The sequence below is a fragment of the Polymorphobacter sp. PAMC 29334 genome (assembly GCF_019431245.1).
Lineage (GTDB): Bacteria > Pseudomonadota > Alphaproteobacteria > Sphingomonadales > Sphingomonadaceae > Polymorphobacter_B > Polymorphobacter_B megasporae.
This window is the reverse complement of record NZ_CP080243.1, coordinates 46,463-58,707: the sequence shown is the minus strand read 5'-3', so window position 1 is coordinate 58,707 and position 12,245 is coordinate 46,463. Positions and strand designations below refer to the sequence as shown.

Sequence of the window (12,245 nt, the reverse complement as noted above, 5' to 3'; positions counted from 1 at the left end):
CCGCTAGACTGGCGGTGCGCCGACGGGGGAGTTGAGGTCACGACGATCGATCCAGACATCCGCGACGCCGTCCGCGCGGTGCTGCCGCTGATGCCGACGACGCGGTTGCTCGCGCTTGGCGGTAGCGCGGTCTTCGATCCCGCCGATGTCGCGCTGGTAGCGTATGCCGCGCTCGTCGGCGATGCCGCGTGGCCCGCCGGGCTGTCGATCACGGTCGACGCCGATCCGCTCCGCCTGCCGTTCGTCGAGGGGGTATTCGACGCCGCGCTGGCGATGACTCCGCTCGAACCCCCGGGCTTGCGTGAACTGTGGCGGGTACTCGGCCCGGCGGGGGTGCTCGTCGCGGTCGTCCCGCGCCGCGCACTAATCCCGCGCGAAACCGGCTTTGGCGGGGCGCATCATTCGCGTAGCAGCCTGACCAAGCTGCTCGACGCGGCGATGTTCGAGCCGGGCGAGTGGACCAAGGTCGCCGGGGTCCACGTCGTCCGCGCGACCAAGCGCGACGGGTTGGCCCCGATCGGCGGCGGCGGAACCGCTGCTCTCGCGCGCCTATCCCCGGCTTAGGACGAACACCGCCTGCTCGGCGCGGAGGTTCTCCGCCCATGTCAGCCGTCGTCCGCGACTGAGGAAGGTCGCCCCCTCGACGGTGACGTCGAGTTTGGCCGCGAGCGCGCGGAAGTCGTCGATCGAGCACAGATGGATATTCGGCGTCGCGTACCACGGCACCGGCAGCGCCGCCGTCATCGGCATCCGCCCGCCGACGAGGAGGCTCAGCCGCACCCGCCAATGGCCGAAATTGGGAAAGGAGATTACCGCCGTCCGCGCGATCCGCAACAGCTCGGCAAGCACCGTCTCGGGTGAGCGCATCGCCTGCAGCGTGTCCGACAGGATCGCGACATCGAAGGCGTGCGACGGGTAGTCGGCGAGGTCGGCGTCGGCGTCGCCCTGGACGATCGACAATCCGCGCTCGACCGCAGCGGCGACATTCGCCCCCGACAACTCGATCCCGCGCCCGTCGACGCCCTTGTCGCGCTGCAACGCCGCGAGCAACGCGCCGTCACCGCAACCGACGTCGAGGACGCGCGCTCCCGCGGGGACGGCGTCGGCGATTGCGGCGAGGTCGGCGCGGAGCGTCACGACTGGCTTGCCAGCAGCATCGCGTATTCGGGCGACATCCGCTCCATGAAGCGGTCAGGCCGCGCGAGCGGTGCGAAGCCGACCTCGGCGTAAACCCCGTGCGCGTCTTTGGTAACAAGGCCGAAGCGTCGGATCCCGGCGAAGTCGGGATGGTCGACGAACCAGCGCGTCAAGCTCCGCCCCAATCCCTGCCCGCGAACGCTGTCGTCGACCCAGACGTCGGCGATCCACGCGAAGGTCGCATAGTCGGTGATGACGCGGGCGAAGCCGACCTGCCCCCCTTCGGCATAGGCGCCAAGGCAATGCGATCCGGCGATTGCGCGCTCGACGAGGCTGCGCGCAATTCCCGGCGACCAATAGCTCGACGCGAGCCAGCCGTGGATGCGCGCGATGTCGAGCCGCGCCTTGTTATCGGACAGCTCGATCATTCGCCGGCCCGCAGGAAGCCGTCGACGACGCGGTTCATCGCCGGGGTGTCGAGGAGGAAGGCGTCGTGGCCGTGCGGCGAATCGAGCTCGACGAAGCTAACGCGGGCATTGGCGGCGTTCAACGCGCGGACGATCCGCCGGGCCTCGGCGGTCGGGTAGAGCCAGTCGCTGGTGAACGAGATGACCGCGAAGCGCGTCTTCGTCCCCGCAAACGCTTCGGCCAGCCGCCCGTCGTGCGGCGCGGCAAGGTCGAAATAGTCGGTCGCACGGGTGATGTAGAGGTACGAGTTGGCGTCGAACCGCTCGACGAAGCTCAGGCCCTGGTGGCGCAGGTACGATTCGACCTGGAAATCGGCGTCGAAGCCGAACGACACCTCCGACCGGTCCTGCAGCGCGCGTCCGAACTTCGCGGTCAGCCCCTCCTCCGACAGATAGGTGATGTGCGCCGCCATCCGCGCGACTGCGAGCCCGGCGGCAGGGGGCGGCCCGGCGTGGTAGGCTCCGCGGCGCCAGTTGGGGTCGGCCATGATCGCCTGCCGCCCGACCTCGTGATACGCGATGTTCTGCGCCGAATGCCGCGCCGCGGTGGCGATCGCGACGACCGCACGGACGCGGTCGGGGTAGGCGACCGCCCAGTCGAGCGCCTGCATCCCGCCCATCGATCCGCCGACGACCGCGGCGAGCGTGACGACGCCGAGATGGTCGAGCAGCGCCGCCTGCGCGCGGACCATGTCGCGGATCGTGATGACGGGGAACGTCATGCCGAAGGGCGCACCGGTCGCAGGATCGATGCTCGCCGGGCCGCTCGATCCCGAGCAGCCGCCCAGCACGTTGGTCGCCACGATGAAATGGCGCGCCGGGTCGATCGGCCGCCCCGGGCCGACCATCCGCTCCCACCACCCCGGCCGCCCGGTCTTCGGGTCGACCCCGGCGACGTGCTGGTTGCCGGTCAGTGCGTGGCAGATCAGGACCGCGTTGCCGCCGTCCGCGTCGAGCGCCCCATAGGTTTCGTAGCCGACCTCGACGCCATCGAGGGTAGCGCCCGATTCGAGCTGGAACGTCCCGGGGAGCCGGACGCGACGGTCGAGGCCGAAACGCTGGTCGGTGGCGAGCATCGCGGGTGGGTAGGGGGTGCGGTCGCGCGATGCAATGCGGAGGGGGACCGGGCCCCGGGTCGGGCGATCAGTCCTGATAGTCGATCTTCGCCGCTTTCTTTGGGCCGCCGCCGAACGCCCAAGACAAAGCGATCGTCGCCGCGCGGACCGAATAGCGCCCGGTGATCGCCTCATGGAGGAGCGGGGTGTCGTACACCTGCGGGTCCTTCGCCGAATCGAAGACGTCCGACAGCGTCGCCACGACCGACAGCCCAGGCTTCAACTGATGCCTGAAACCAAGGTCGACGCGCGTGTTCGGCAGGCGGTAGCCCTGCGGCAGGAGCCGCTTGCCCTTGAAGGTGACGTTGAGCTGGATCATGTCCTTTGGCGTGGCCTGATAGTCGAGGTTGGCCTTGGCGGTGATGCTGGTAATCTGCCGGGTACCGGCGATGCCGAGATTGGCGGCGTCGATCGTGTCGTGAAACAGCGTGCCGCTGACCCCGTACGACAGTAACTTGCCGAGCTTGCCGTTCGCCGAGAAATCGACCCCCGCCTTGGTCGACGTGCCGAGATTCGCCTGCGTCGTCTGCAGCTGCGTCGGGGTGATGAAGCGGACGACCTGGGAAAACAGGTTGGTCGTCCGCCGGTAATAGGGAGTGAGCTCGATCGATACACCGTGCGGGGCAAAGGCGAAGGTCCCCTCGACCGCGTCGGTCTCCTGCGGCTTGAGCGCGGGATTGCCGACGTGCTGGTCGAGCGGATTGTTGAATAAAGGGTACGGGTCGAGTTCGCCGGGGTCGGGCCGGACGATCCGGTGGCTGTAGCTCAGCCGCAGCGTCTTCGTGTCCGACAGTGCATAGTCGAGGTGGATCGTCGGATAGGCAGTGACGTAACTGGTCCGGTCGACTTCGGCGTTGGTGACCTGGGTGCCGACCGCCGACGTCGCTTCGACCCTGACGCCGACGAGCGCGGTCAGCTTCTCGGCGAAGACGCGTTCGTAGGTCCCGTAGAACGAATGAATGTCGCGCGCGTAGACGAAGCGGCTCGTCTGGGTCGGGTCGGGCATGACCGCCCCAGTCGCCGCGTCGACGAGGTCGCCGTGGGTGTCGAAGGCGTCGTCTTCGCGCTCGAAGTCGTAGCCGAGCACCAGCTTCGCTCCCGCCGCCATCGGCCGATCGTATTCGACGGTGACCTCGCGCTCGCGCTGGTTCGACCGCGGCCGGCGCTGGTCACTCGTCGTCGGCAGCAGCGGCAGGCGATAGATGTTGGTAAAGCGGCTCGACTGATTCTCGGCCTCCCCGCTGTAGCGCAGGTCGATGCTCAGGCTATGGCCCTTGCCGGCGAAGCTGTGTTTGTACGTCGCCGACGCGTCGGTCGCGACATCGTGTTCGGTGCCGATGCTGTCGCGGTCGAAGTCGCTGGCCAGCGCTCCGCCCGGGTCGAACAGCCGGTCGTGTTCGTCGCGACGCAGCGTGCCCGCGCGGTCGTTGTAGGTGAAGTTGCCGCTCAGCTGGTCGGCCGGCGACACGGCATAACCCACCCCGATCGTCGCGATCTTCGCGGTCCGGTGGCCGCGGTACCGCCGTTCCTGGCTGCTCCCCGTCCCCGCGCCGGTCACCGCGTCTATGTCGGTCCGCTGGTCGGTCAGCAGGTAATCGGGGACCGTGCGCTTCACCGTCAGCGCGCCGTTGAGGTCGAGCTTGTCCCGGTGGTATGCTGACGTCGCGCCGAGGCCGAAGCGTGCGTCGCTGCCGATGTTCGCGGTCGCGGTTCCCGATTTGCCCGGCTTGCGGTTCTTCTTCGTGATGATGTTGATGATCCCGCCCGACCCGTCGGCCTTGTACCGCGCCGATGGGTTGGTGATGACCTCGATGCTCTCGATCCCGCTCGCCGGAAGCGATTGCAGCGCGTCGGCGCGGGTCGACGGCGACATCTGCGCCGACGGTTTGCCGTCGATCAGGACCTGGACATTGGTGTCGCCGCGCAGGCTGACATTGCCGGCCGCATCGACATCGACCGACGGCACGTTGCGCAGGACATCGGCGATCGATCCCGCGGCCGCGCCGAGGTCGCGCTGGACCGCGTACGCCTTGCGGTCGATCGTCGACGTCGCCGCGTCGCGGTCGGCGGAGACGACGATGTCCGCGGGTGTCGTGGTTTGGGGCACCGCGCTCGAAGGCGCGGTGGCGGTGATCTGGGCGCCGGCGGGGACTGCGAACGCAACGACCGCCGCGGAAAAAAGTAAGCGCATCGGGCACTTTGCAACAGTTTCAAGACTCGACCATGCGAGGATACGATTGCATTGGGAAGCGGCATGACCCTCGCCCGAGAATGGTTAATTTGAACGTGGCTAATTCGCCACACCGCGTCCTCGTGCTCGGCGCGACGGGGACGATCGGGCGTGCGACGGTTCGCGCGCTGGCTGGGCGAGGGTGCGAAGTGGTGGCCCTCGTCCGTCGTCGCGACATCACGCCGCAACCTGATGGTGTAGTCCTTCGGATCGGTAGCGTGACCGAACCGGGGTCGGTTGCGCGTGACGGCATCTGCGGCGAGCGATTCGACGCCATCGTGTCGTGTCTCGCGTCGCGAACCGGGGTGCCGCGGGATGCGTGGGCGGTCGACCATCGCGCCAATCTCGATGCGCTCGCGGCGGCGCAGGTGGCGGGGATCCCCCATTTCGTCCTGCTATCGGCGATCTGCGTGCAGAAGCCGCTCCTCGCCTTCCAGCACGCCAAGCTCGCGTTCGAGGCGGCGTTGACCCGCTCGGGGCTGCGCTGGTCGATCGTCCGGCCGACCGCGTTCTTCAAGTCGCTGTCGGGGCAGGTCGAGCGGGTGCGCGCCGGCAAGCCGTACCTGATGTTCGGCGACGGGCAGCTCACCGCGTGCAAGCCGATCGGCGACGACGATCTCGGCGCATTCATTGCGGGATGCCTCGACGATCCCGCGAAATGGGACCGCATCCTGCCGATTGGCGGGCCGGGGCAGGCGATCACCCCCAAGGCGCAGGGCGAGGCGCTGTTCGCGCTGCTCGGGCGGGCGCCGCGGTACAGCCGGGTGCCGGTAGCGCTGCTCGACACGATCATCGCGGTCCTCGGCGTCGCTGGCCGCGTCGTCCCCGCGCTCGCCGCAAAGGCCGAACTCGCCCGGATCGGGCGCTATTATGCCACCGAATCGATGCTCGTGCTCGATCCCGCGACCGGGCGCTACGACGCCGACGCGACCCCATCGACCGGGTCCGCGACGCTGTTCGATCACTACGCCCAATTGATCGCTGGCGAGGCGGTCGACGAGCGCGGCGACCACGCGGTGTTCTGACCGCCTTGTGGAGCGCGGCAGAACCGGCCAAAGCGCCGGGCATGAACGCACCCATCGTCAAACCGTGGATCGACGCGATCCACGCCTATGTCCCCGGCAAGGCCAAGCTCGGCGGCTTTGCCGAGCCGATCAAGCTGTCGTCGAACGAGAACCCGCTCGGGCCGTCGCCCAAGGCGGTCGCGGCGATGGCGGCAACGGCCGGCCACGCGCACCGCTATCCCGATCCGGCGTCGGTCGCGCTGCGTGAGGCGATCGCCGCGCGCTACGGCCTCGACGCGGGGCGGATCGTCTGCGGCACCGGGTCGGACGAGCTGCTCCAGCTGCTCGCCACCGCGTACTGCGGGCAGGGCGACGAGATCGTCCACGACGTCCACGGCTTCTCGCTATACCCGATCGCCGCGCGCCGGTCGGGGGCCGAGCCGGTTGCTGCGGGCGACACCGACTACACCACCGACGTCGACAAGATCCTCACAAGCGTCACCCCGGCGACGCGGCTGGTATTCGTCGCCAATCCGAACAACCCGACCGGCACGATGATCGGCCGCGCCGAGATGCACCGCCTCCACGCCGGGCTGCGCCCCGACATCCTCCTCGTCATCGACGGGGCGTACGCCGAATATGTCGAGGACCCCGATTACGAGGACGGCTTCGCGATGGCGCGCGACCTGCCCAACGTCGTGACGACGCGGACCTTCTCAAAGATTTATGGCCTCGCTGCCGAACGAATCGGCTGGGCGTACGGGCCGCAGGCAGTGATCGACGTGCTCAACAAGGTCCGCGCCCCGTTCAACGTCCCCGCCGCCGGGGGCGCGGGAGCGGTCGCGGCGATCGGCGACAGCGACTGGGTCGACGTCTCGCGGGCCCACAACAAGCAGTGGCGCCACTGGCTCGCTGGCGAGATCGCGGCGCTCGGCAACGCCGGACTGTGCGCGGTCCCGTCGGCAGCGAACTTCATCCTCGTCACCTTCCCGGCCGAGGGTCCGATCACCGCCGAGGCCGCCAACGCCGCGCTGATGGCCGACGGCATCCTCGTCCGCTGGCTGCCGGGGCAGGGCCTGCCGAATGCGCTCCGCATCACAATCGGCACCGAGGCCGAGACGCGGGCGGTGGCGGCGAGCCTGCGCCGGTTCGTCGCCGCGCATAGCTGACGGCCCGGCCGATGCTCCCCTTCGCCCGCGTCAGCATCATCGGCATGGGGCTGATCGGCTCGTCACTCGCCCGCGCGGTCCGGGCACGGTTGCCGACCGTCCGGCTAAGCGTCACCGATGCCGACTCCGCCGTTCGCGCGCGCGTGATCGACCTCGACCTTGCCGACGACGTCGCCGACTCACCCGGGGCGGCGGTGATTGATGCCGACTTCGTCATCCTGTGCGTGCCGGTCGGGGCGATGGCCGGGGTCGCCGCGAGCATCGCCGCCGATCTCAGCCCCGGCTGCGTCGTGTCCGACGTCGGCTCGGTCAAGGGGCAGGTTCTCGCCGACCTCACCGCCGCGCTCCCCGGCATCGCGATCGTCCCGGCGCACCCGGTCGCGGGGACCGAGAAGTCCGGCCCCGACGCGGGCTTCGCCAGCCTGTTCGCCGGGCGCTGGTGCATCCTCACCCCTGCCGCCGGGACCGACCCGGTCGCGATCGAGCGGGTGCGAGATTTCTGGACGCGGCTCGGCGCGACGGTCGAGACGATGGATGCCGCGCACCACGACCTCGTCCTCGCCGTCACCAGCCACCTGCCGCACCTGATCGCTTACTCGATCGTCGGCACCGCGTCGGACATGGAGGCGGTAACCCGTTCCGAAGTCATCAAATATTCGGCGGGCGGCTTCCGCGACTTCACCCGCATCGCCGCCTCCGATCCGGTGATGTGGCGCGACGTCTTCCTGTCGAACAAGGACGCCGTCTTGGACGTCCTCCAGCGCTTCACCGAGGACTTGACCGCCCTCCAGCGCGCGATCCGCTGGGGCGACGGCGATGCGCTCGAGGCGCTGTTCACCCGGACCCGCGACGTCCGGCGCACGATCGTTGATGCGGGTCAGGACACCGACGACGCCGACTTTGGGCGGCCCCACGATTAACCAGCACTCGGCGGAAGTCCGCTAAGTCCACACGAGAGAAGGTCCGTTTGGGCCCGTTTCGAGCCACGCCGGTTCATCCGGGGTGCGGCCTTATCCATCACCGTAGGACTTGAGCCGAACCGAGCGAGTCGCTACATCGTGACCTCGATAGGCGGTCGCTGGGACCGCCTTTTTGCGTTGAGGGCACCTGCCCATGTCGATGACGAGCACGATGAACCCCGTAATGCCGGTCTACGGTCGTTGCGAAGTCGAACCGGTTCGCGGCGAAGGCTGCTACCTGTACGACGCGGGCGGTAACCGCTGGCTCGACTTCGCCGCCGGGATCGCGGTCAACGCGCTCGGCCACGGCCATCCGCACTTGACCAAGACGATTCAGGACCAGGCGGCGACGCTGATGCACGTGTCGAACCTGTACAAGGTTCCGGGGCAGCAGGCGGTGGCGCAGCGCCTCGTCGACCTAACCTTCGCCGACACGATGTTCTTCACCAATTCGGGTGCAGAAGCATTCGAGTGCGCGGTCAAGACCGCACGTCGCTGCCAGTTCGTCCTCGGCCACCCCGAGAAGTTTCGCATCATCACCTTCGCCCAGGCGTTCCACGGCCGGACGATGGCGGGGATCTCGGCGACCGATTCGGACAAGATGCGCGGCGGCTTCGAACCGCTGCCCGACTGGTTCACCGTCCTGCCGTTCGACGATATCGCCGCGGTCCGCGAGTTCATGGCCGGACCGCTGGCGGAACAGGTCGGCGGCTTCATGGTCGAGCCGATTCAGGGCGAGGGCGGCGTGCGCCCGGCGTCGGTCGAGTTCCTCCAGACGCTGCGCGATCTCGCCGACGAGCACGGCGCGCTGCTGATCTTCGACGAGGTCCAGTGCGGCGTCGCGCGGACTGGGCAGTTGTTCGCCTACCAGCATTTCGGCGTCACCCCCGACATCATGGCGATCGCCAAGGGCATCGGCGGCGGCTTTCCGGTTGGCGCTTGCCTCGCGACCGAGCATGCCGCGCAGGGCATGGTCGTCGGCACCCACGGCTCGACCTATGGCGGCAACCCGCTGGCGATGGCGGCGTGCGGTGCGGTCCTCGACGTCGTCGCGACCCCCGAGTTCCTCGAGAATGTCCGCCGCATGGGCGACCGGCTGCGGCAGGCGATCGAGCAGATGATCCCCAACCACGACGACCTGTTCGAGAGCGTGCGTGGCGTCGGGCTGATGCTCGGTATCAAGATGAAGTCCGACAGCCGCGCCTTCGTCAACCACGCGCGCAGCTACGGCGTCCTGACCGTCGCCGCCGCCGACAATGTCGTGCGCGTCCTGCCGCCGCTGATCATCGACGAGAGCCACGTCCGCGAATTCGTCGAGCGCCTGTCCGACGCCGCGCGCGATTTCGCCCCGGCGAAGGCGGCGTGATGCACGGGTCAAACTCGCTATCGTCACCCCGGCGTAGGCCGGGGCCCATCGTTGTGCGTGCTACGAAATTCGCGTTGCGCGGATCGTTGGGTCCCGGCCTTCGCCGGGATGACGATCGAGCGACCTGATGCGCCACTTCATCGACCTCGCGACGGCGGGCAAGGCGGGCCTCCGCACGATCCTCGACGAGGCGCACCGGCGCAAGGCCGCGCGCGCCGGGTTGCCGAAGGGTGCGCTCGACGCCGACGCGCCGCTTGCCGGGCACGTCCTCGCGGCGATCTTCGAGAAGCCGTCGACGCGGACACGGTTCTCGTTCGACGTCGGGATGCGCCAGCTCGGCGGGTCGACGATCGTCGTCGGGGCCAACGACATGCAGCTCGGACGCGGCGAGACCGTCGCCGATACCGCGCGCGTCCTGTCGCGGATGGTCGACGCGATCGTCCTGCGCTGCGCGACCCACGCGACGATCGAGGAGCTCGGCGAGGTCGCGACGATCCCGGTGATCAACGGCCTGACCGACTTGACGCACCCGTGCCAGGCGATGGCCGACATGATGACCGTCGAGGAACGCCTCGGCCGCCCGGTCGACGACACCTGCTGGGCGTGGGTCGGCGACGGCAACAACATGGCGCATTCGCTGATCGAAGCGGCGAGCGTGATGGGCTTCGACCTCAACCTCGGCGTGCCGCACGGCTACGACCCAGACCCGGCGGTCGTGGCGATGGCCGAGGCGCGCGGCGGCAACATCGATATCCTCCACAACGCTCTGCAGGCGGTCGAGGGTGTCAGCGTCGTCGCCACCGACACGTGGGTGTCGATGGGCCAGACAGCGGAGAAGGACAAGATGGCGGCGATGGCCCCGTTCCAGGTCACGCCGGCGCTGATGGCGGCCGCCGACAAACAAGCGGTCTTCCTCCACTGCCTCCCCGTCCACCGCGGCGAGGAAGTCACCGCCGACGTCATCGACGGCCCGCAATCGGCGGTCTGGGATGAGGCGGAGAACCGCCTCCACGTCCAGAAGGCGATCGTGCTGTGGTGTCTCGGCAAGATCGGGTGATGGCGTTCATCGCCGCCTCTAATCTGTCATTCCCGCGCACGCGGGGACCCAAGGTCACGACCGGCTGTGACATTGGGTCTCCGCGTTCGCGGGGATGACACCTTATATCGACGCGATGACACCCGCCCCCATCCCCGAAGGCGTCGCTCCCGTCGCCGACCGCGTGCTCGGCTTCTCGGTCGGCGCGCGCAATGTCCGCGGCCGCGTCGTCCGGCTCGACGCCGCATTGAACGCGGTCCTCGCGGCGCACGATTATCCGTCGCCGCTCGCGACTGTGCTCGGCGAGGCGCTGGTCCTGACAGCATTGCTCGGTGCGACTCTGCGCGAGGACGAGGGGCAGCTGACCCTTCAGGCGCAGAGCAAGGGCGGCCCGGTCGACCTGCTCGTCTGCGACTATCGCGCTGGGGCAGTGCGCGGCTACCTGCGCCACGACGGCAGCGACGTCGCGCCGGGCCTCGACCTCCACACGCTGTTCGGTGAGGGGCATCTCGCGATCACCCTCGATCCGACCGCCGCCGCCGAGCGCTACCAAGGCATCGTCCCGCTCGAAGGCGCATCGCTCGCCGAGGCCGCCGAGGGCTATTTCGCCAATTCCGAGCAGTTGCCGACGCTGATCCGCCTCGCGGTACGCTGGGACGCGACGACCGGCTGGGTCGGCGGCGGGCTGCTGGTGCAGCACCTCGCGCGCAGCGAGATCGGCGGCGAGCGGCTGTCGGTCGCCGACATGAACCCCGATTGGCAGCACGTCCTCGCGCTCGCCTCGACGATGTCGGACGACGAACTGACCGACCTGTCGCTGTCGGAGGAGACGCTGATCTGGCGGCTGTTCCACGACGAGGAGGTCCGCGTCGTTCCCGGCCCGGTCCCGACCCGCGGCTGCCGCTGCACGCTCGCGCACATCAAGGACGTACTGAGCAGCTTTCCGCCCGAAGAACGCGCCGAGATGGCGGGCGACGACGGGCGGATCAAGGTCGATTGCGCCTTCTGCGCGCGGGTCTTCGCGGTGGACGTGTGAGCAAGCTCGCAGTCGTCCTGCTCTCGGGCGGACTCGATTCGACGACTGTCGCGGCGATCGCGCGCGAGCAGGGTTACCGCATCCTCGCGCTGACGATCGACTACAACCAGCGCCACCGGATCGAGCTCGCGCACGCCGCGCGCGTCGCCGTCGCGATCGGAGTCGAGAAGCATATCGTCCTGCCGCTCGACCTGCGCGGCTTCGGCGGATCGGCGCTTACGGCGGACATCGACGTGCCGAAGGGCGGGGTCGAGCCGGGGATTCCGGTGACGTACGTCCCGGCGCGCAACACGATCTTCCTGTCGGTCGCGCTCGGCTGGGCCGAAGCGGCGGGGGCGAAGGATCTGTTCATCGGGGTCAACGCGCTCGACTATTCGGGCTACCCCGACTGCCGCCCGGCGTTCATCGCCGCGTTCGAGGCGATGGCGAACGTCGCGACCCGCGACGGCGGCTTCACCGTCCACACGCCCCTTTCGGCGATGACCAAGGCCGATATCGTCCGCGAGGGCGCGCTGCTCGGGGTCGACTTCGGCATGACGTGGAGCTGCTACGATCCGACGCCGGAGGGCCGGCCGTGCGGTGTCTGCGATTCGTGCCGCTTGCGCGCGAAGGGTTTTGCCGAGGCGGGGTCGGTCGACCCGGCGTTGTGACGGCGCTACCAAACCGCCTCCCCTCCCCTTCAGGGGAGGGGCGAGAGACGCGCCCCTTGGCGCGGCCCGGGGGTGG

General features: G+C 69.0%; 12 protein-coding genes. 8 read left to right on the top strand and 4 right to left on the bottom strand.

All coding sequences use genetic code 11. From position 1 onward, the window contains the following. The first annotated feature begins 90 nt into the window (after positions 1-90). Positions 91-564: a hypothetical protein gene (locus KZX46_RS04050; protein ID WP_219775599.1), complete on the top strand. Its 474-nt coding sequence runs from the start codon at positions 91-93 to the stop codon at positions 562-564. Here the strand turns inward: KZX46_RS04050 and metW are convergent. The 4 genes from metW to KZX46_RS04030 form a co-directional block, all read right to left on the bottom strand. Then, positions 550-1,137, bottom strand: a complete 588-nt coding sequence (metW, locus tag KZX46_RS04045; protein ID WP_219775598.1) for a methionine biosynthesis protein MetW — start codon at positions 1,135-1,137, stop codon at positions 550-552. The genes KZX46_RS04050 and metW overlap by 15 nt on opposite strands. Further along, positions 1,134-1,565 (bottom strand): GNAT family N-acetyltransferase, encoded by a 432-nt coding sequence (locus KZX46_RS04040; RefSeq protein ID WP_219775597.1) that lies wholly within the window; start codon positions 1,563-1,565, stop codon positions 1,134-1,136. Before KZX46_RS04040 ends, metW begins: the two co-directional genes overlap by 4 nt. Next, complete coding sequence (locus KZX46_RS04035) at positions 1,562-2,680, bottom strand: homoserine O-acetyltransferase (protein ID WP_219775596.1); 1,119 nt, start codon at positions 2,678-2,680, stop codon at positions 1,562-1,564. The genes KZX46_RS04040 and KZX46_RS04035 overlap by 4 nt, the downstream gene beginning before the upstream one ends. A 67-nt stretch (positions 2,681-2,747) precedes the next feature. After that, a complete protein-coding gene (locus KZX46_RS04030; protein WP_219775595.1) occupies positions 2,748-4,910 on the bottom strand; it encodes a TonB-dependent receptor in 2,163 nt (720 codons plus the stop codon). Positions 4,911-5,005: 95 nt separating this feature from the next. Between KZX46_RS04030 and KZX46_RS04025 the strand changes: the two genes are divergently transcribed. The 7 genes from KZX46_RS04025 to queC all read left to right on the top strand — a co-directional run bounded on the left by KZX46_RS04025 (position 5,006) and on the right by queC (position 12,169). Further along, positions 5,006-5,974, top strand: coding sequence for an NAD(P)H-binding protein (locus KZX46_RS04025; RefSeq protein ID WP_226896083.1), 969 nt, complete (start codon positions 5,006-5,008; stop codon positions 5,972-5,974). Positions 5,975-6,015: 41 nt separating this feature from the next. Further along, complete coding sequence (gene hisC / locus KZX46_RS04020) at positions 6,016-7,122, top strand: histidinol-phosphate transaminase (protein ID WP_219775593.1); 1,107 nt, start codon at positions 6,016-6,018, stop codon at positions 7,120-7,122. Between the two features lie 11 nt (positions 7,123-7,133). Next, positions 7,134-8,042 carry a prephenate/arogenate dehydrogenase family protein gene (locus KZX46_RS04015; protein ID WP_219775592.1) on the top strand — a complete coding sequence of 303 codons (909 nt, stop codon included), beginning with the start codon at positions 7,134-7,136 and terminating at the stop codon, positions 8,040-8,042. A 193-nt stretch (positions 8,043-8,235) separates the two neighbouring features. Then, a complete protein-coding gene (locus tag KZX46_RS04010; protein WP_226896082.1) occupies positions 8,236-9,447 on the top strand; it encodes an aspartate aminotransferase family protein in 1,212 nt (403 codons plus the stop codon). A gap of 124 nt (positions 9,448-9,571) precedes the next feature. Next, a complete protein-coding gene (gene argF, locus KZX46_RS04005; protein ID WP_219776833.1) occupies positions 9,572-10,504 on the top strand; it encodes an ornithine carbamoyltransferase in 933 nt (310 codons plus the stop codon). A gap of 115 nt (positions 10,505-10,619) precedes the next feature. Continuing rightward, positions 10,620-11,519 carry an Hsp33 family molecular chaperone HslO gene (locus KZX46_RS04000; protein WP_219775591.1) on the top strand — a complete coding sequence of 300 codons (900 nt, stop codon included), beginning with the start codon at positions 10,620-10,622 and terminating at the stop codon, positions 11,517-11,519. Beyond that, positions 11,489-12,169, top strand: coding sequence for a 7-cyano-7-deazaguanine synthase QueC (queC, locus tag KZX46_RS03995; RefSeq protein ID WP_370647561.1), 681 nt, complete (start codon positions 11,489-11,491; stop codon positions 12,167-12,169). Before KZX46_RS04000 ends, queC begins: the two co-directional genes overlap by 31 nt. Positions 12,170-12,245: the final 76 nt, after the last annotated feature.